At 72.2% G+C, this 17,987-nt stretch carries 20 protein-coding genes; 8 read left to right on the forward strand and 12 right to left on the reverse strand.

Annotation, left to right across the window (positions count from 1 at the left end; translation table 11 throughout):
• Positions 1-487: 487 nt before the first annotated feature.
• The 5 genes from DEJ09_RS16350 to DEJ09_RS16370 all read left to right on the forward strand — a co-directional run bounded on the left by DEJ09_RS16350 (position 488) and on the right by DEJ09_RS16370 (position 5,135).
• The gene (locus tag DEJ09_RS16350; protein WP_111028749.1) at positions 488-1,465 is read left to right on the forward strand and encodes an MDR family oxidoreductase; all 978 of its coding nucleotides are present in this window, start codon (positions 488-490) and stop codon (positions 1,463-1,465) included.
• Between the two features lie 92 nt (positions 1,466-1,557).
• Complete coding sequence (locus DEJ09_RS16355; protein WP_111089262.1) at positions 1,558-2,226, forward strand: GntR family transcriptional regulator; 669 nt, start codon at positions 1,558-1,560, stop codon at positions 2,224-2,226.
• A gap of 3 nt (positions 2,227-2,229) precedes the next feature.
• Entirely contained in the window at positions 2,230-3,552 is a 1,323-nt protein-coding gene (locus DEJ09_RS16360) for a hypothetical protein (RefSeq protein ID WP_111089263.1), read from the forward strand.
• Positions 3,549-4,346 (forward strand): ABC transporter ATP-binding protein, encoded by a 798-nt coding sequence (locus DEJ09_RS16365; RefSeq protein ID WP_111089264.1) that lies wholly within the window; start codon positions 3,549-3,551, stop codon positions 4,344-4,346. The genes DEJ09_RS16360 and DEJ09_RS16365 overlap by 4 nt, the downstream gene beginning before the upstream one ends.
• A 99-nt stretch (positions 4,347-4,445) precedes the next feature.
• Positions 4,446-5,135, forward strand: coding sequence for a hypothetical protein (locus DEJ09_RS16370; RefSeq protein WP_111089265.1), 690 nt, complete (start codon positions 4,446-4,448; stop codon positions 5,133-5,135).
• Between the two features lie 48 nt (positions 5,136-5,183).
• On the opposite strand, the gene hemL is transcribed toward DEJ09_RS16370, so the two are convergent.
• The 11 genes from hemL to hemE all read right to left on the reverse strand — a co-directional run bounded on the left by hemL (position 5,184) and on the right by hemE (position 15,049).
• The gene (gene hemL / locus DEJ09_RS16375; RefSeq protein ID WP_111089266.1) at positions 5,184-6,515 is read right to left on the reverse strand and encodes a glutamate-1-semialdehyde 2,1-aminomutase; all 1,332 of its coding nucleotides are present in this window, start codon (positions 6,513-6,515) and stop codon (positions 5,184-5,186) included.
• The gene (gene hemB / locus DEJ09_RS16380; protein ID WP_258371260.1) at positions 6,512-7,567 is read right to left on the reverse strand and encodes a porphobilinogen synthase; all 1,056 of its coding nucleotides are present in this window, start codon (positions 7,565-7,567) and stop codon (positions 6,512-6,514) included. Before hemB ends, hemL begins: the two co-directional genes overlap by 4 nt.
• The gene (locus DEJ09_RS16385; protein WP_258373932.1) at positions 7,564-8,145 is read right to left on the reverse strand and encodes a uroporphyrinogen-III synthase; all 582 of its coding nucleotides are present in this window, start codon (positions 8,143-8,145) and stop codon (positions 7,564-7,566) included. The genes hemB and DEJ09_RS16385 overlap by 4 nt, the downstream gene beginning before the upstream one ends.
• Positions 8,146-8,403: 258 nt before the next feature.
• Complete coding sequence (gene hemC / locus DEJ09_RS16390; RefSeq protein WP_258373933.1) at positions 8,404-9,456, reverse strand: hydroxymethylbilane synthase; 1,053 nt, start codon at positions 9,454-9,456, stop codon at positions 8,404-8,406.
• On the reverse strand, positions 9,453-10,685 hold the full coding sequence (locus DEJ09_RS16395; RefSeq protein ID WP_027467028.1) for a ferrochelatase: 1,233 nt from the start codon (positions 10,683-10,685) through the stop codon (positions 9,453-9,455). The genes hemC and DEJ09_RS16395 overlap by 4 nt, the downstream gene beginning before the upstream one ends.
• Positions 10,682-11,449, reverse strand: coding sequence for a hydrogen peroxide-dependent heme synthase (gene hemQ, locus DEJ09_RS16400; RefSeq protein ID WP_181433393.1), 768 nt, complete (start codon positions 11,447-11,449; stop codon positions 10,682-10,684). The genes DEJ09_RS16395 and hemQ overlap by 4 nt, the downstream gene beginning before the upstream one ends.
• 68 nt (positions 11,450-11,517) lie before the next feature.
• The gene (locus DEJ09_RS16405) at positions 11,518-11,748 is read right to left on the reverse strand and encodes a DUF3618 domain-containing protein (protein ID WP_071404475.1); all 231 of its coding nucleotides are present in this window, start codon (positions 11,746-11,748) and stop codon (positions 11,518-11,520) included.
• Positions 11,749-11,789: 41 nt separating this feature from the next.
• Complete coding sequence (locus DEJ09_RS16410) at positions 11,790-12,248, reverse strand: phage holin family protein (protein WP_071404474.1); 459 nt, start codon at positions 12,246-12,248, stop codon at positions 11,790-11,792.
• On the reverse strand, positions 12,245-12,499 hold the full coding sequence (locus DEJ09_RS16415) for a hypothetical protein (protein WP_017887727.1): 255 nt from the start codon (positions 12,497-12,499) through the stop codon (positions 12,245-12,247). The genes DEJ09_RS16410 and DEJ09_RS16415 overlap by 4 nt, the downstream gene beginning before the upstream one ends.
• A gap of 100 nt (positions 12,500-12,599) precedes the next feature.
• Positions 12,600-13,916: an NAD(P)/FAD-dependent oxidoreductase gene (locus DEJ09_RS16420; RefSeq protein WP_258373934.1), complete on the reverse strand. Its 1,317-nt coding sequence runs from the start codon at positions 13,914-13,916 to the stop codon at positions 12,600-12,602.
• On the reverse strand, positions 13,913-15,049 hold the full coding sequence (gene hemE, locus DEJ09_RS16425; protein ID WP_111089268.1) for a uroporphyrinogen decarboxylase: 1,137 nt from the start codon (positions 15,047-15,049) through the stop codon (positions 13,913-13,915). Before hemE ends, DEJ09_RS16420 begins: the two co-directional genes overlap by 4 nt.
• Before the next feature lie 38 nt (positions 15,050-15,087).
• On the opposite strand from hemE, the gene DEJ09_RS16430 reads away from it, so the two are divergent.
• Complete coding sequence (locus tag DEJ09_RS16430; RefSeq protein ID WP_111089269.1) at positions 15,088-16,410, forward strand: glutamyl-tRNA reductase; 1,323 nt, start codon at positions 15,088-15,090, stop codon at positions 16,408-16,410.
• 35 nt (positions 16,411-16,445) lie between these two features.
• Positions 16,446-16,844: an NUDIX domain-containing protein gene (locus tag DEJ09_RS16435; protein ID WP_111089270.1), complete on the forward strand. Its 399-nt coding sequence runs from the start codon at positions 16,446-16,448 to the stop codon at positions 16,842-16,844.
• An 89-nt stretch (positions 16,845-16,933) separates the two neighbouring features.
• On the opposite strand, the gene DEJ09_RS16440 is transcribed toward DEJ09_RS16435, so the two are convergent.
• Complete coding sequence (locus tag DEJ09_RS16440) at positions 16,934-17,209, reverse strand: hypothetical protein (RefSeq protein WP_071404469.1); 276 nt, start codon at positions 17,207-17,209, stop codon at positions 16,934-16,936.
• 99 nt (positions 17,210-17,308) lie between these two features.
• On the opposite strand from DEJ09_RS16440, the gene DEJ09_RS16445 reads away from it, so the two are divergent.
• The gene (locus tag DEJ09_RS16445) at positions 17,309-17,980 is read left to right on the forward strand and encodes a DUF4232 domain-containing protein (protein WP_111089271.1); all 672 of its coding nucleotides are present in this window, start codon (positions 17,309-17,311) and stop codon (positions 17,978-17,980) included.
• Positions 17,981-17,987: the final 7 nt, after the last annotated feature.

Below are 17,987 nucleotides of genomic sequence, written 5' to 3' on the forward strand. Positions count from 1 at the left end.
GCTGGGGCGGGGCGGGGCTGGGCTGGGCTGGGGCGGGTGGGCTGTTTCGGGCGTACCTGGTCAGATCGGGCGTACCTGGTCGGTTCTTCTGGCCAGGTACGCCCGAATCCACCAGGCATCGCGCGCGTTCTGGGAAAGAACGGGCAGGCCGACTGGTCCGCCGAGTCTGCGCCGGGTCAGATCGGGCGTCCCTCGTCGGATCGGGCGTACCTGGTCAGATCGGGCGTACCTCGTCGGTTGTTCTGCCCCAGTACGCCCGAATCCACCAGCCATCGCGCGCGTTCTGGGAAAGAACGGGCAGCCCGTCGGGTCCGCCGACTCCGCGCCGGGTCGAATCGGGCGTACCGGGTCGAATCGGGTGTACCTGGTCGAATCGGGCGTACCTGGTCGGTTCTTCTGATCCAGTACGCCCGAATCCACCAGGCATCGCGCGCGTTCTGGGAAAGAACGGACCGAAGGCCGGGAGGCCCGGGGTAGCGTCCGGCGCATGACCCGCGCAGTCCTCGTGTCCAGTGCAGCCCCGCCCACCGTCACCGACGTCGACCTGCCGGATCCGGCCGAGGGCGAGGCCCTCGTCGACGTCACGTACTCGAGCGTCAACTACAAGGACGGCCTGGCCCTCGCGCGGAACCCCGGCGTCGCCCGGCTCGACCCGCTCGTGCCGGGGATCGACGTCGTCGGCACGGTGTCGGGGCTCGGACCGGGCGTGCACGAGGTCGCGATCGGTGACCGTGTGGTGCTGAACGGCGCCGGCCTGGGTGAGACCCGGCACGGGGGCTGGGCAACGCAGGCCGTGGTGCCGTCGGGGTCGCTCGTCGTGCTGCCCGAGGCGATCGACGACTCGTTCGCGGCGGCCATCGGCACCGCGGGCTTCACGGCGATGCTCAGTGTGCTGGCGTTGGAGCGCTTCGTCGCGCCGGACGACGGGCCGGTGCTCGTGACCGGGGCATCCGGCGGGGTCGGCACCGTGGCGATCGCACTCCTCGCGGCCCGCGGGTACCGGGTCACGGCGTCGACCGGTCGCGCGGCCAACACGGACTCGCTCCGCCGGCTCGGGGCCACCGAGGTGGTCGACCGCGGCACCCTGTCCGAGTCGGGCAAGCCGATGCAGCGTGCCACCTGGGCCGGAGCGGTGGACAGCGTCGGCGGGGCCACGCTGGCGAACGTGCTGGCATCGACCCGGTGGGGTGGTGCCGTCACAGCGTGCGGGCTGGCGCAGGACTCCGCACTGCCGACGACCGTGCTGCCGTTCATCCTGCGGTCGGTGTCGCTGCTCGGGATCAACTCCGTCGACGCCCCGCTCGAGCTCCGTCGTCGGGCGTGGGACCGACTGGCGACCGACCTCGACGCGGCGCTCCTGGCGGACGTCACCCGCACGGTGACGCCCGAGCAGGCCATCGCGGTGGGGGCCGAGGTCGTCGCGGGACGGGTGCACGGACGCACGGTCGTCGCCGTCACGGGCTGATCCGGCGTGCTTTCCGAGCGATTCATTTAGCAAACGTTTGCATATTGGCACGCTAGGATTTCGAGTGTCGATTTCGTCCTCGAGGAGATGACATGCCGGTCCCCAAGTCCACCGTGGAGAGCTCTCCCCGGAAGCTCCTGCGCGACGTCGTGTACGACAAGATGCTCGCGGCCCTCCGCGACGGCACACTGCAGCACGGCGAGCGCCTGAACGACGACGAGCTGGTCCAGTGGCTGGGTGTGAGTCGCACCCCGATCCGCGAGGCGATCGCGAAGCTCGTCGACATCGGCCTGGTCGAGATGGAGGCGAACCGGTACACCCGCGTCGCCACCCCGACCTTCGAGGACTGGGTCACCGCGACCCGCGCGACCGCCGGTTTCTTCGAGCTCAGCCTGCGCTGGGGCGTCCCCGAGTACAGCGACGAGGACGTCGAAGCCCTCACCGTTCTGCTCGACAAGGCCGACCGCATGCGCAAGGTGCGGGACTACGGCTTCAGCGGCGCCCTCACCGAGATCATCGAGTTCGCGGTGGAGCACTCCGGCAACCCCCTGGTGCAGAACGCTGCGGTCGGTGCCATGGAGCGGGTCCGCTTCACGCTCAACCCCACGCCGGCGTTCGAGCAGTACGGGTCCGAGGCGTTCTTCTCGATCCTGCGCGAAGCACTCAGCGAGCGCGACGGCGAAGGCGCTGCCGAGGCCGGCCGCGCCCTCACCCGCAACTTCGAACAGCACATCGAGGCGGTCCGCGCCGACCGCGGCTGACCCGTGGTCGCCGGCGAGTGGGGTGACGCCGACCCCTGGGCGGCGGCGAACGACGACGCCTACGCGTCCCTGCTCGCCCACGTCCGGACCGGCCCCCGCGGGCCCGTGGCCGTCGACCTCGAAGCACTGAGCTGGGAGTGGGGCACGTCCCGCGGCCGCGTCCGTGCAGCGGCCGCTCGGCTCGAGGACCTCGGCATCCTGTCCCGGGGCCCGGACGGCACGTGGTGGTACGAGGAACTCTCGGACGCCGACCTCTCGGACACACTGGACTTCTGGGTGTCCCTGGTCGGCCCGGCCCTCCGCGCGACGATCCCGGCGCTCACTCCGGAGTTGCACGCCGAGCTCGATCGCCGGGTCGCGCGGGCTCGCACCACCGCTGCCCTCCGGCTGCCGGAGTACCCGACAGCGTTCTCCGCCGCCTGCCAGTTCTGGTTCGAGCACTCCCCGAACACCCTGGTGCGCAGCCTGGGCCTGCGTGCGTTCGAGCGGATGCGATGGGCACGCGTCCCCACCCAGACCTGGTCGGTCCACGACGTGCACGCGTGGTTCGTGACCACCGGCCGTGCCGTGGGCACCGGCGACCCGGCAGTCGCGACCACCGCGGCAGAGGTCATCGACGGGCTGTTCGAGATCCACCGGCGGAACGTCGGGGTCCCGCGGACGAGCCGCTCGGCGGACGACACCACCGAACAGCGTGTCGGCCCGGTCGGCCGCGCCCTGCTCCGCGACGTCCGCTCCGACGCGTTGGCGGTCGGGTCCAGGCACACGCTCGAGGACCTCGTGACACGGACCGGTGCTCCACCCGAGCAGGTCCTCGACGGGCTGCGCTGGCTGCACGACCTCGGGCTCGTCGAGGACGACGGCGGTCGGTACCGCATCGTGGAACCGTCGCTCGCGACCTGGCGTGACACCATGGAACTGCTCCCCGGCGTCTTCACGCACGGTGCCGTCCACGTCCTGCCCGGCCTGCAGGGACCCGCGCTCGAGGAGTTCCGCGCGCTCGTCGAACGGGCGCGGGCGGACGGCCAGGTGCGCGACCACCGGTACACGGAGAGCGCGTTCGCCGTCACCCGGTTCCTGGCCGAGCAGTCCGGCAACCGCTGGACGCGGCAGGCCCTCCGCCTCTCGATGGCCCGGCTCGCCTACGCGCTGCCCGAGGCCCCGGCGTTCCGGCAGTGGGACGCTGAAGCGCTCTGGCTGGCGCTCGACTCAGCGGCCGGCAGCGGAGACGTCGGTGCCGCCCGGGCCGCGGCCCGCCGGTTCGTCGACGTCGCACGGGCGCACGTGGACGACGTCACGGCCCGGTGGGGCACGATGGGGTCATGACCGCCCCGCACGACGACGTCCTGATCCACGCCACCGGGGTCCGCGTCACGCGCTCCGGCCGCGACCTGCTGCACGACGTCGACCTGACCGTCCGGCGCGGGGAGCACTGGGCGCTGCTCGGACCGAACGGCGCCGGCAAGTCCACGCTGCTGGCCGTCCTCGGCGCGACCGGACACCCCACCGCCGGCACGGTCGAGGTCCTCGGCCGCCGGCTCGGACGCGTCGACGTCCGCGAACTCCGGGAGCACATCGGCCACGTCGACCCCCGGCACCGGATGCTCTCGCCGCTCACGGTGCTCGACACGGTCCTGACCGGGCTGACCGGCACGACGGACCTCATGATGCGGTGGGACCCCTCGGCCGAGCAGGTCGCGCTGGCCGAGCAGCACATCGCCGACGTCGGGCTCACCGCACGACGCGACGCCCGCTGGCCCGTGCTGTCGCAGGGTGAGCGAGGACGCGCCCTCATCGCCCGTGCCCTGATGTCCGAACCCCAGCTGCTGCTGCTCGACGAGCCGGCGACCGGGCTCGACGTCGCCGCACGGGAGCACCTGCTCGAGACCGTCGACGCGCTGCGGCACCGGCACCCCGAGCTGGGCAGCGTCATGGTGACCCACCACCTGGAGGACCTGCCGGCCTCGACATCGCACGCGATGTTGCTCCGCGACGGTGCCGTCGTGGCCCAGGGCACCTCGGACGAGGTCATCACGTCGTCGGCGGTGTCGCACGCGTTCGACTTCCCGCTCGCGATCCTGCGGTCGGAAGGGCGCTGGGCGGCACGCCGATCCGCCTGACGCGTGCTTGAATGGCTGTTCAGTGTCCGCGGCCCGTGTCGGGGAGGGACCCGGCACCGCACCACGGTGTCACGCCGCGGACCGTCACCAGGGGGAACCATGACGAACACGCCGCCGCCCTACCCGGGGTCCGAGCCGCAGCCGAACGCCGGGCAGCCGAACGCCGGCCAGCCGAACGGCCAGCAGTACCCGCAGCAGCCCGTCGGCCAGCCCCAGCAGCAGCCCGCCGGCCAGCCCTACACGCAGCAGCAGCCCGCCGGCCAGCCCTACGCGCAGCAGCCGCAGCAGCCCGCCGGCCAGCCTGGCGCCCAGGCCGCCCCCGCCCCCGCCGGAGCCGCTCCCTACGCTCCCCCGCCCAAGTCGTCGTCCTCCCGCGGCAAGCGCGTCCTCATCTCGGTGCTCGGCGTCGTCGTTGCCGTGGTGGTGGCCTTCCTCGTCCGCCAGGGCCTCAACGCAGCCTTCAGCGACTCCACGGAAGAGAAGGTCTCCAAGGCCGTCGAGCAGATCCGCGAGCAGAGCGACCTGCCCAAGCAGGTCGACTCCGTCACGACGTGGACCGGGATCGAGGCCGAGGGCGCCGCGATCCACTACGACTACACGGTGTCGTCGAACGTCGATCCGGCCTCGATCACCGAGGGGGCCATCCGCGACGCTGTCGGGCCGAACCTCTGCTCGAACAGCGAGACGAAGAAGCTCCTCGACGAGGACGTCGACATGCGGTACACGTACAAGTTCGAGGGCTCGTCGAAGACCGTCGACACGACCTTCACGAAGGCCGACTGCTCCTGAGCCCCGACGCCCGTCACGCGGGCGCGGCGGCAGCAGCCTCCGCGCCCGTCACGCGGTCGCGGCGGCAGCAGCCTTCGCGGCCGCGGGCAGGGCGTCGAGGATCCGTCCGACGGCACGGTCGTCGTGTGCGGCCGTGACGAACCACGCCTCGAAGACGCTCGGCGGCAGGGTCACCCCGGCGTCGAGCATCGCGTGGAAGAACGGCGCGTAGCGGAACACGTCCTGCGCCCGCACGTCGTCGTAGTTCCGCGGTGCCTGCTCGGTGAACGCGAACGAGAACAGGTTGCCGGCGCGCTGCACGGTGTGGGCGACGCCCTCGGCCGACAGGGCCTCCGACGTGGCCGCGGAGATGACGGCAGCGGTGCGGTTGAGCGACTCGTACACCGACGGCGTCGCGGCCCGCAGCGTGGCGATGCCGGCGGCGACGGCCAACGGGTTCCCCGACAGGGTCCCCGCCTGGTACACCGGCCCGAGCGGGGCAAGGAAGTCCATGACCTCGCGCCGTCCGCCGAGTGCGGCGAGGGGCATGCCACCGCCGATGACCTTGCCGAACGTGATGAGGTCGGGCTTCCACCCGGCACCGTCCGGCACGACCTTCGACGCCTCGAGGCCCCACCAGCCGGCAGCGCCGACGCGGAACCCGGTCAGGACCTCGTCGACGATGAGCAGCGCGCCGTGCGACCGGGTGATCTGCGCCAGTGCCCGGTTGAAGCCGCGCTCCGGTGCCAGGACGCCCATGTTCGCGGCGGCCGACTCGACGATGACGGCGGCGATGCGCTCGGAGTGCTCGTCGAAGGCCCGGCGGACGGCGTCGAGGTCGTTGTACGGCAGCACGAGGGTCTGCGCGGCGGTCTCGGCGGTGATGCCCGCACTGCCCGGCATCGCCAGGGTCGCGACGCCCGAGCCGGCCTCGGCCAGCAGGGAGTCCGAGTGCCCGTGGTAGTGCCCGGCGAACTTCACGAGCAGGTCGCGACCGGTGTAGCCACGGGCCAGCCGGATCGCGGTCATCGTGGCCTCGGTGCCGGTCGACACCATGCGGAGCTTCTCGATGGGGCCGTCGCCGTCCACCGACACCCGCTGCTTCACGAGTTCGGCCAGCTCGGTCTCCCCCGGGGTCGACGCCCCGAACGACAGTCCGCGCGCGGCGGCCTGCTGCACGGCCTCGACCGTGCCGGGGTGGGCGTGCCCGAGGATCGCGGGACCCCACGACGCGACGAGGTCGACGTACTCGCGACCCTCGGCGTCGGTGACGTAGGCGCCCTTCGCGGACACCAGGAACCGCGGGGTGCCGCCGACCGACCCGTAGGCGCGGACCGGGGAGTTCACGCCACCCGGGATCGCGTTCTTGGCACGGCCGAAGAGCTGGTCGTTCGTGGTCATTCGGGGGCCTTCCCGGTCGAGGCGATGCCGGCGACGTCCGCGGTGCTGCCCGAGGTGCGGAGGCCCGCTTCCTCGTTGAGCTTCCGCGCGATGTCGACGGCGAAGTAGGTCAGGATCGCGTCGGCACCGGCGCGCTTGATGCCGACGAGCGACTCCATCGCTGCGGCGTCGCGGTCGATCCACCCGTTCTGCGCTGCTGCGGTGATCATCGCGTACTCGCCGGAGATCTGGTACGCCCAGACCGGCACAGGCGAGGTCGCAGCGGTCTCGGCGAGCACGTCGAGGTAGCTCATCGCGGGCTTCACCATCACGATGTCGGCGCCCTCGTCGACGTCGAGCTCGACCTCGCGGAGCCCCTGCCGACCGTTCGCGGCGTCGATCTGGTAGGTCCGGCGGTCACCGACGAGCGACGACGACACGGCCTCACGGAAGGGACCGTAGAACGCGGAGGCGTACTTGGCGGCGTAGGCGAGCAGCGCGGTGCCGCTGTGTCCGGCGCCGTCGAGGGCGTCACGTGCGGCGGCGATCTGGCCGTCCATCATGCCGCTCATGCAGACCAGCTCGGCACCGGCTTCGGCCTGTGCGACCGCCATGTCGCGGTAGCGCAGCAGGGTGGCGTCGTTGTCGACGGAGCCGTCGGCGGCGAGCACACCGCAGTGTCCGTGGTCGGTGAACTCGTCGAGGCACAGGTCGGACTGCACCACGAGGGCATCCCCCACCTCCTGCCGAGCGACGCGGATCGCCACGTTGAGGATCCCGTCCGGGTCGGTCGCACCGGAGCCGGTGGCGTCCTTCGTGGTCGGCACGCCGAACAGGTTCACGCCACCCACACCCACCGATGCGGCGTCGACCAGCGCGCGGCGGAACGAGTCGAGGGAGTGCTGCTGCACCCCCGGCATGCTCGAGATGTCCACGGCGTCGGTCGCGCCTTCGCGGATGAACATCGGCAGCACGAGCTCGGCGGGGTGGAGCCGGGTCTCGGCCACGAGTCGTCGCATCGCGGGGGTGGCGCGGAGCCGACGGGGGCGGACCTGGGGGAAGCGTCCAGTCACGGGTGACCTTCCTGGTGGGGGGTGGTTGGGTTCAGTGCCTCGACGACGGCGTCGAGCAGGGCTTCTGCGGACCGGGTGCGTCCGACGGCGTGCACGGGGAGTCCGGCCGCACGGGCGTCGGTCGCGGTCCCGGGGCCGATGCAGGCCACGATGGTGCGGGGGTCGAGCGGGGTCATCCGGCGGGCGATCTCGCGGGCGACGCTGCCGCTCGTCACGAGCACCGCAGCGGGCGCCGTCTCGAGGGTGATCGGCTCGTCGCCGGTCCCCACGGTACGGTACGCGACCACGTCGTCCACGTCGATGCCGCGGGCACGGAGGCCGTCGGCGAGCGTGGGTGCCGCGATCTCGGAGCGGGGGAACAGCACGGTGCCGTCGGTGTCCGGCAACTCCTGCACCAGGCCGGCTGCGGACGTCTCGTCCGGCACCAGGTCGACGACCCAGCCCGCAGCGCGCGCGGCACGGGCGGTCGGCTCGCCGACCGCGGCGACGCGCACCCCGGCCGGGAGGCCCGCCATGCGTTCCGACAGGACCGTCACGGCCGTCGCACTGGTCACCACCACCCATGCGTAACCAGCCACGGGGGTTCTGTCACGAACAGGACCGGGCGATCCGGGCCTCCCGGCCGCACCGGAGGCGACCAGGCGGCGGACCGCAGCATCGAGCGCGGAAGGGTCGGACGGCGGAGCGTCCGTGATGAGGGGGACGACGACGGGCGCGAGCCCTCGGGCCCGCGCCGCTTCGGCGACCCGGTCCCCCCACGCACCGCCACGCGGGACGAGGACGACCGGGGGTCGCGCCTCGTCCGTCGCGGTGGTGGAGGGTTCCGTGGTGACCGCCTACTCGGCCGGCGTCGCGAGGCCGGGGCCCGCGGTGTACGGCCCGCCCGTGGTGTCCTCGGCGACGGTGGTCGCCAGGTCGGCGAGGTCAGCGGCGCCGTTCTCGAGCAGCTCGGTCGCCACACGGCCACCGACCGCGAGTGCTTCGTCGAGACGCTCCTGCGCCGAACCGTCGAGCACGGCCGCGTGCGACGCGGTGCGGTACTCGGTGCCGTCGGGGCGGTAGACGGTCGCAGACACGAGCAGGAGCTCGGCGTCCACGACGGCCGTCGCACCGATCGGGGCGGAGCAGCCGGCCTCGAGCTTGGCGAGGACCTCGCGCTCGGCCGTCACCGTCAGGCGGGTGGGGGCGTGCTCGATCTTGCGGAGTGCGGCGAGCAGCCCACGGTCGGTCTCGTCCGACCGGATCTCCACCGCGAGCGCACCCTGTCCGGGAGCACTCGGCCAGAAGCCGAGGTCGAGCAGTTCCGTGGCGGCCGACAGGCGGTCGATGCGGCCGAGCCCGGCGGCGGCGAGCACCACGGCGTCGAGGTCGTCGTCCACCCGGCCGAGGCGGGTGTCGATGTTGCCGCGGATGTCGACCACGTCGAGGTCGGGGCGCTGCGCACGGAGCTGCGCGGCACGACGGGGCGAACCGGTGCCGACCTTCGCGCCCTCGGGCAGGGTGTCGACGGTGGCGCCGTTCCGGGCGACGAGGACGTCACGGGCGTCCGCACGCTTCGGCACGGCACCGATCGTCAGGCCCGGGTACGGCGCGGTCGGCAGGTCCTTGAGCGAGTGCACCAGCACGTCGACCTCGCCCGCGACGAGCGCTTCACGCAGGGCGCTGGCGAAGACACCGGTGCCGCCAAGCGAGGCCAGGGAGGCACGGTTCGTGTCGCCCTCGCTCGTGACGGTGACGAGCTCGACGGGGCGGCCGGCCGCCTTCGCCAGGCGGTCGGCGACGTCCTGCGACTGCGCGACCGCGAGCCGGCTGGCACGGGTGCCGAGCCGGATCGGGGTCGGGCCGTCGGGCCCTGTGGCGCTGGGGTCGTTCACGGTCGTGTCGGTCACGGAGCGACGCCCGCGGCGGCGGGCTTGAACCCCGCTCGCACGTTCTCGCAGCACCCCGGACGGCACACGTCGTACCAGGGGCCGATGTCGGTCATGTGCGGACGCTCGGCCTTGGGCGTGCCGTTGACCCGCTCGAGCACCAGGTCGACGAGACCGGACACGTAGGCCGGGTCGATGCCGGGGGTCTGCGTGCGGAGCGACCAGAAGCCGAGCTCACCAGCGGTCTCGGTGGCTTCCTCGTCGAGGTCCCACATGACCTCCATGTGGTCGCTGACGAAGCCGAGCGGGACGATCAGCACGGCACGGGTCGGGCCGCCCTTGAGGTCCTCGTTCATGTAGTCGTTGATGTCGGGCTCGAGCCACGGCTGCGTGGGGGGGCCGGAGCGCGACTGGTAGACGAGCTTCCAGGCGGGCTTCGACGTGCCCTGCAGGTGGGCGTGCTCGGGCTGCTCGAGGAGCTCGGCCCAGGCCTGGTCGAGGACGACCTCGCCGACGGCCAGGTGCTGCGCCTCGTACGCGCCGTGCTCGTCGAACCCGCGGTAGTCGGGGCCCGAGCGGGCGGCGTCGGTCGAGGGGATGGAGTGCGTCGAGAAGAGCACCTGCAGCTCGGTCGCGACGTCCAGGCCCTCGTTCTCGGCGATCGCGCGGGCCATGCCGTCACGGACGCCGTCGATGAACGGACGGACGAAGCCCGGGTGGTCGAAGAACTGGCGGATCTTGTCGATCTGGATGGTGTCGATCAGACCGGTCTCGTTCAGCACGCGGGCGTAGTCCTCGCGGTACTGCCGGCAGCTCGAGAACGACGAGTACGCGCTCGTGGCGATGGCGACGAGCTTCGTGTAGCCCTTGTCCGCCGCCTCGGTGAAGGCTTCTTCGAGGTAGGGCTCCCAGTTGCGGTTGCCCCAGAGGACCGGCATGTCGATGCCGCGCGACGCCAGCTCGGCCTCGAGCGCGGCCTTGAGCGCACGGTTCTGCGCGTTGATCGGGCTCACGCCGCCGAAGTGGCGGTAGTGGTGCGCCACCTCTTCCAGGCGCTCGTCCGGGATCCCGCGGCCGCGGGTGACGTTGCGCAGGAAGGGGATGACGTCGTCCTGACCCTCGGGGCCGCCGAAGCCGGCGAGCAGGATCGCGTCGTACGCGGTCGGGGTCTCGACGTGCTCGGGCCCGGACGCCGCCGCGGGGGTGGCGGCGAGGACCTGGCCGTTCGTGATCATGCTGGTGTCGGTCATGACAGCACCTCCGGGAGTTCGGCGGTCGTCACGCGACGACCCGTGAAGAAGGGGACCTCTTCGCGCACGTGCATGCGCGCTTCGGTGTAGCGGAGATCGCGCATCAGGTCGACGAGGTCGACGAGGTCCGGGCTCTCGAGCGGCAGGATCCACTCGTAGTCGCTCAGGGCGAAGGTCGCGATGGTGTTCGTGAGCACGCGGCGGTACTTCGCGCCGGCGATGCCGTGGTCGCGGAGCATCTTCGAGCGCTCCTCTTCCGGCAGCAGGTACCACTCGTAGGAGCGGACGAACGGGTACACCGTGATCCACGCCTCGGGGTCCTTGCCACGCAGGAACGCGGGGGTGTGCCGCTTGTTGAACTCGGCCTCGCGGTGCATGGCCATGACGTGCCAGACCGGCTCGGCGTCCTGGAACAGGCCGGTGCGACGGATCTCGCGCAGCACGGCCTGGATGGTCTGTGCGTCGTCGCCGTGCAGCCAGACCATGACGTCGGCATCGGCACGGAAGGCCGAGACGTCGTAGAAGCCACGGATCGTGACCCCGCGCTCGGCGGCGCTGGCGATCACGGTGTCGAGTTCGGCCACGGCGTCGTCGCCGACGCGGTGGACCGGACCGAGGGGCCGGCGGAACACGGCCCAGAGGGCGTAGGCCGTCAGCAGGTTCGGGTCGATCCCGGAGTCCGGCTGACCGGTCTCGGCGGGTTCCGTGTGGGGGTGGTCGTGCGCGGGCACGGGCCCGGTGTTCGTGGGCGCGTCGGAGCTCATGGATCCATTGTCCTATCGGTTGCCAGGGTGTTGGCCGCCCCGCATCCGGTGGACCGCGCTCGGGCGGTCTACCGCCGTCGGAGCACCAGCACGACGATACCCCCGACCACCGCTACACCGGCTGCGAGACCGGCCAGGTAGGGCACCGGCTTCTCGTCGAGGCCGCGCTTGAACTTCGACGCCGCGATCCCGATCTGCTTCGGGACGTTGAGCTTGTCCTCGATCGCGTCGAGGGTGTCGAACAGCTGGGCGCGGGTCGCGGCGACGCGAGCAGCGAGATCGTCGTGCGGGTCGGTCACGGTTCCTCCGTCGGTGGTGCGGCTGTCGGGGCTGTCGGCGCTCAGGAGCGGCCGTCGACGTCCGGCTTGCGGCTGCCGTACTGCGTCGGCGGGGTCGGCTTCTTGCCGAGGCCCTTGACCGCGTTGATGTCGTCCTTGACGCTGGCGATCGTGCGCTTCGGCGTGATCGGCAGGCCCTTCTTCAGGCGCTTCCAGCCGATCAGGCCGAGGATCGCGGCGATGATCAGCATCACCACGGCCACCACCAGTGCGGCCAGCCACGCCGGCATCACGGTCGCGAGGCCCATCACGGCTGCGGTCAGCAGGACGCCGATCGCGTAGAGCACGACGACGAGCGCACCGACCAGCAGACCAGCTGCGAGGCCGAAGATCTTCGCCTTCGCGAGCATCTCGGCCTTGAGCAGGTCGATCTCGCCCTTGACCAGGCCCTTGACGAGCTTCGGGACGTCGCCGACCAGGCCGAACAGCGAACGCGACTTGCGATCGCGGGTGTCGGTCATGAGGTGGTGGTGTCCTTCTTCTGGCCGACCTTGCGGACGGCCTTCTTGGTCGTCTCACCGATGAACTCGGCGACGTCCGGGGTCTTGTCGGCGATGAAGTCCTCGGCGACGTGCACGCCCTTCTGGACGCCGTTGCTGTTCCAGACCTTGCCGCTGACGGTCTTGATCTGCTCGTACCGCGCCCGTCCGGCTCGCGATCCCAGGACGTACCCGAGTGCGGCGCCGGCGACGAACAGGAGCTTTCCGCGCATGTGCGATTCCTCCGTGCATTGGTTGTGCGGTGGTCATGCACCGAACGGAATACGTCCGGCGGTCTCACCAACAGTAGCCCTCAGGGGCTGCGCGGTCCGCTCAGGAACCGAGGATCTCGTCGGCTGCCTTCCGAGCGGCGGCGATGATCCCCGCCAGGCCGCGTCCGGTCGAGGCCTCGCCGATCCCGACGACGCCCTCGGCCAGCCCGGCCGCGGTGAGGTCCGGTCCGTACCAATCGACGCGTGCGGCTCCGCTGACGCGGTCGGCCGTGATCGGCACACCGAGCAGCGTGGACGCGTCCTGCAGGGCACGGCTGCCGACGGGGTCGGTCGGGTCGACCGGGAGGCTCGTGGCGACGCCCGCAGGGTCCGTCGCGGTGGCCGCGTAGCTGAGCCGCAGGACGTGGCGTCCGTCCGCCACGTCGGCCAGCCACGGCCACTTCACCGTCGCGTGCGTGAGGGCCTTCGCCGACACGGCCTGCGCGTCCGGGTGCACGAGCATCCCGGTGCCACGCGGGGCGGCGTCGAGCTCGGGCTGGCCGACGACGAGCGTGACGAGCTGGATGCCCGTCCGGTCGGGGGCGGCGGTGCGCTCCGGGTCGGCGACGGAGGACAGGGTGTGCTGGGCCGGCAGCCGTTCGGTCGTGCCCTCGGCACTGACGATCTCGACCGCGTGCGCCTCGATGCGGGTCGCCCGGGTGTGCAGCCGGACTTCGACCCCGTAGGTCTCCAGGTCGGCGACGAGCTCGTCCACCAGGCGCACCGTCCCCCCGCGGATCCCCTGCACCGGGGTGCCGGCGGCCGCGCGTGCCCGCAGCGACAGGACGGCCCGGGCGAGTGAGCCCTCGCGCAGCAGTGCGGCGCGCAGGCCCGGGGCCACCCGGTCGGGGTCGAGCTGGTCGGGGTGGGTGGAGTGCACGCCACCGGCGATCGGCACCACGAGGTCGTCGAGCACCCGCTCCCCCATGCGCCGGCGGACGAGTTCGCCGAGCGAGGAGGCCTTGGCACCCACCGGTGCCGGCAGCAGCGAGTCCATCTGGGCGCGCAGGCCGCCCTTCTGCCCGACCACGGCCAGCACGTCGGCGGCCATCGGGGTGCTCGGGATGCCGAGGAGTCCGGTCGCCGGGATCGGGGAGGTCCGGCCGTCGCGGGTCATCAGCCAGGCGCCGCGCGGGTCGGGGGCGACGACGTCGTTGCCGAGTCCGAGCTCGATCGCCAGGCGGCCGACGGCGTCCGTGCGGGTGGCGAAGGAGTCCGCCGCCATGTCGAGGTCGATCCCGCCGACGGTGTGCCGACGGATCATGCCCCCGAGCGCACCCGAGGACTCGACGAGCACCACGTGGGCGCCGCCCTTGGCGAGGTCACGGGCGGTGACGAGCCCGGCGATCCCGCCGCCGACCACGACGACGTCGGTCACGCGCCGGCTCCGTCCTGCGCTGCACCGTCGTCCGCGCGGCCGTCGCCGAGCGAGTGGACCAGCTCGACCACGCGGGTCAGGACGTCCGGGTCGGTCTCGGGCGGGACCCCGTGGCCGAGGTTCACGACGTGGGCCCGTGCGGCGCCACCCCGACGGACGACGTCGCGGACGTGCGCTTCGAGGACATCCCACGGCGCCGAGAGCATCGCCGGGTCGATGTTGCCCTGCACGCTGACCCCGTTGCCGACGCGCTGGACCGCCTGGTCGAGCGGCAGGCGCCAGTCGACCCCGACCGCGTCGACGCCCACGGTGTCCGTGCCGAAGGTCGTCATGTCGGCCAGGACCTCGCCGCTGCCCACGCCGAAGTGGATGCGCGGCACCCCGAGCTCGGCGACGTGCGACATCGCCTGGGCGGAGTGCGGGGCGACGGACCGGACGTAGTCGGCGCGGGACAGCGACCCGACCCACGAGTCGAAGAGCTGCGCGGCCGAGGCCCCGGCGAGCACCTGCGCCCGGAGGAACATCCCGGACACCTCGGCGGCCCAGGCGAGCAGCCGCGACCAGGTCTCGGGGTCGGCGTGCATGAGCGTGCGGGCGCGGATGTGGTCCTTGGACGGGCCCCCCTCGACCAGGTAGGCGGCGAGGGTGAACGGCGCCCCCGCGAAGCCGATCAGCGGGGTGTCGCCGAGATGCTCGACCGTGCGTCGGACGGCCTGCTCGATCGGGGCGAGGGCCGCGGGGTCGAGCTGCTCGAGGGCGTCGACGTCAGCGGGGGTGCGGATCGGCGACGAGAGCACCGGGCCACGACCGGGGACGATCTCGACCTCCACACCGGCGAGCTTGATCGGCACGACGATGTCGCTGAAGAAGATGCCCGCGTCGACCCCGTGCCGGCGCACCGGCTGCAGGGTGATCTCCGACGCCATCTCCGGGTCGAGGCACGCGTCGAGCATGGCTGTGCCGATCCGAAGCTCCCGGTACTCCGGAAGGGACCGTCCGGCCTGCCGCATGAACCACACCGGGAGCGTCTCCGGACGGTCACCCCGCAGGGCCCGCACCAGGCGGGAACCACTCGTCCGCCCTGATGCCAGGGGGTGGGAGTCGGGGAGGGATGTGGTCGTCGCTTCGGTCACCGGATGATTCTCCCATCGAGCGCGTTACCATTGACTACGTGCTCATCTGTCTCACGGCGTCGCATCGCAACGCCAGCTTCGATCTCCTGGAGCGACTGAGCATCGGTGCACCCGCGGCAGCCAGCCGACTCGTCACGGATGCCGGCGTCCTGGACGGTGCAGTGGTCCTCGCGACCTGCAACCGCTTCGAGGCGTACCTCGACATCGCGGGCGACGAGAGCGAGTCCGCCGTCTCCGCCACCGTGCAGGCCGTGGCCGCTGCGAGCGACCTGGACGCCACCGAGGTCCTGGACTCCGTCAACGTGCTGGACGGCAAGGACGTCGTGCAGCACCTGTTCGCCGTGTCGAGCGGTCTCGAGTCCGTCGTCGTCGGCGAGACCGAGATCTCCGGCCAGGTCCGTCGCTCGCTCGAGGACGCCCGGTCGAACGGCACCACCACCTCGGACCTCGAGCGCCTGTTCCAAGAGGCCGCGCACACCTCGCGCGGCGTCAAGACCCGCACCCGCATCGGTGCCGCCGGCCGGTCCCTCGTGCGCCTCGGCCTCGAACTCGCCTCGTCGCGGGTCACCGACTGGGCCCGCACCCGCGTGCTGCTCGTCGGCACCGGCAGCTACGCGGCCACCACCATCGCCGCCCTGCGTGACCGCGGCGCCACGAACATCCAGGTGTTCTCGCCCTCGGGCCGGGCGCCCTGGTTCGCCGCGAAGCACGACCTCGTCGCCGCCCGTGACCTGCGCCAGGCCATCGGCGAGAGCGACATCCTGATCACCTGCACCTCGAGCGAGGTCCCGGTCGTCGCACCGGCCGACCTCGACGACGGGGTCCGCCGCATCGTCATCGACCTCGGACTCCCCCGCAACGTCGACCCCGCGGCCGCCGGTGTCGACGGCGTCGAACTGCTCGACCTCGAGACGATCAGCATCCACGCCCCGATCTCCGAGCTGAACGCCGAGTCCGAGGCCCGCGCGATGGTCGACGACGCCGTGTCCCGGTTCCGCGCGCAGGCGATGGAGCAGTCGACGACCCCGGCGCTCGTGGCGTTCCGCAAGCACGTGTTCGACATCCTCGACGACGAGATCGAGCGGGCCAAGCGCCGCGCGGACGCCGACGGCGAGTCCGTCGAGCACACCGAGCGGGCGCTCCGGCACCTGGTCGGCGTCCTGCTGCACCGTCCCTCGGTCCGCGCTCGTGAGCTCGGTCGCGCCGGTCGCGGCGAGGAGTTCGTCGGGGCGATCGACTCCCTGTACGGCGTCCGGCCGGAGGCCGAGCCGGAGTTGCCGTCGCCCGTCGTCCCGCTGGCCGACCGCACGGCACTGGACCCGACCGCCTCGGATCGCGACGACCAGGCGGACGCGAGCTGAGCCTCCAGACAGGCTCGCAACCACCCACGCTGCGCGTGAGTGCGCTGCTGCTGGTGCGTGACCGACGCGTCCTGATGGTGCGCGCCCGCGCGCGCGACGTGCTCTACCTGCCCGGCGGCAAGGCGGAGCCGCACGAGACCGACGTCGAAGCCGCCGTGCGCGAGGCGTACGAGGAGACCGGCCTGCGGCTCACCGCCGACGACGTCGACCCGTTCGGCGTCGTGCTCGAGCCCGCCCACGGGCAGGCTCCGGGGACCATGGTCGCGATGACGCTGTTCCTGGTCCGGCCGGGAGGCCCGCTGGACTCCGCCACGCCCGTCGCCTCGGCCGAGGTGGACGAGGTCGAGTGGATCACCTCCGCCGACGCGGACCGCTGCCCGCCTGCGGGCGTGGAGACGCTCCGCCGCCTGGTGGCGGCGGAGCTGATCGACTGACCGTCAGGCGCAGAGCGACGACGCAGAGGAGCCCATACTCAAGGATGAGTACTCATCCTTGAGTATGGGCTCGCATCGGCTCGGGTTCGTCAGGCCTTGTCGGTGTCGGTGTACTCCCCGACCTCGCCGTTCTGGGCCGGCTCGGCCTCGCCGGGGATGTCCGAGTCGACGTACTCGCCATCGGGTCCGGTTCCGGTCGGACGCGTCTCGCCGGGGATGTCGCTCGAGACGAACTCGCCGACGGGCTCCGTCGACTCGACGTGCTCCTCGCCCGGGATCTCGCTGTCCGTGAAGGCTCCGGCCCGGGGCTCGACCCCGTCCGCGCGACCCTCGTCGCCTCGTGCCTGTTCGTGCTTGCCCGTCATGTCCGACCTCCGCTGCTCGGGTTGCTTGCCTCGGAGTGTGCCCGGGGTCCCTGGACGCCGACCGAACCGGATGCGGCGTTCGGTGGTTGCCTGTGCACCATGCAACGCAGCAGCCGATCGAAGTTCCTGCTCGTCGTGACCGGGCTCGTCGCCGTCGGGACCCTGGCGGGGTGCGCCTCGGACGGGCAGCCCGCCGCCACCGAGACCGTCACGGCGCCCGCACCGTCGCCGTCCGCGTCGGCGTCCACCCCGCAGTCGTCGGAGGAGTCCGCCTCCGCGGCACCGTCCTCCGGGTCCGGTTCTGGGCCGTCCACCGGTTCGTCTTCCGGCGACCGGTGCGCGGTGTCGTCGCTCGCCGGACGCATCGAGGCCGGCAGTGGTGGTGCCGCCGGCAGCGTCATCGTGCACCTGGTGCTCGAGAACACCGGGTCGACGACCTGCACCGTGCAGGGGTGGCCCGGCGTCTCGTTCGTCGGGGGCGGCAGCGGCAAGCAGATCGGAGCGGCGGCCGTCGCGGAGAAGAGTTCCCCGCACCCGACCGTCACACTCGCTCCCGGCAAGACCGCCGTCGCACCGCTGAAGATCGTCCGGGCCGAGAACTACTCGGCGGGCGACTGCTCGCCCGAGACCCCGGACGGCTTCCGCGTGTACCCGCCCGGGTCGAAGCAGTCCCTGTTCGTGAAGGACACCGACTACCAGGCGTGTGCGTCGGCCGATGCCTCACTGCTGTCCGTGCAGGCGTTCGTGCCGGAGGGGCAGGCGACCTCGTAGCGGTCAG

Source organism: Curtobacterium sp. MCLR17_055 (assembly GCF_003234305.1).
Taxonomy (GTDB): domain Bacteria; phylum Actinomycetota; class Actinomycetes; order Actinomycetales; family Microbacteriaceae; genus Curtobacterium; species Curtobacterium flaccumfaciens.

Excerpts from the sequence above, each read along its gene's own strand:
- DEJ09_RS16410 (WP_071404474.1), bottom strand. The coding sequence starts at position 12,248 with ATGACCGACACCCGCGATCGCAAGTCGCGTTCGCTGTTCGGCCTGGTC.
- hemL (WP_111089266.1), bottom strand. The coding sequence starts at position 6,515 with ATGACCACGAACGACCAGCTCTTCGGCCGTGCCAAGAACGCGATCCCG.
- hemQ (WP_181433393.1), bottom strand. The coding sequence starts at position 11,449 with ATGAGCTCCGACGCGCCCACGAACACCGGGCCCGTGCCCGCGCACGAC.
- DEJ09_RS16445 (WP_111089271.1), top strand. The coding sequence starts at position 17,309 with ATGCAACGCAGCAGCCGATCGAAGTTCCTGCTCGTCGTGACCGGGCTC.
- DEJ09_RS16355 (WP_111089262.1), top strand. The coding sequence starts at position 1,558 with ATGCCGGTCCCCAAGTCCACCGTGGAGAGCTCTCCCCGGAAGCTCCTG.
- DEJ09_RS16350 (WP_111028749.1), top strand. The coding sequence starts at position 488 with ATGACCCGCGCAGTCCTCGTGTCCAGTGCAGCCCCGCCCACCGTCACC.
- DEJ09_RS16395 (WP_027467028.1), bottom strand. The coding sequence starts at position 10,685 with ATGACCGACACCAGCATGATCACGAACGGCCAGGTCCTCGCCGCCACC.
- DEJ09_RS16415 (WP_017887727.1), bottom strand. The coding sequence starts at position 12,499 with ATGCGCGGAAAGCTCCTGTTCGTCGCCGGCGCCGCACTCGGGTACGTC.
- DEJ09_RS16370 (WP_111089265.1), top strand. The coding sequence starts at position 4,446 with ATGACGAACACGCCGCCGCCCTACCCGGGGTCCGAGCCGCAGCCGAAC.
- DEJ09_RS16365 (WP_111089264.1), top strand. The coding sequence starts at position 3,549 with ATGACCGCCCCGCACGACGACGTCCTGATCCACGCCACCGGGGTCCGC.
- DEJ09_RS16440 (WP_071404469.1), bottom strand. The coding sequence starts at position 17,209 with ATGACGGGCAAGCACGAACAGGCACGAGGCGACGAGGGTCGCGCGGAC.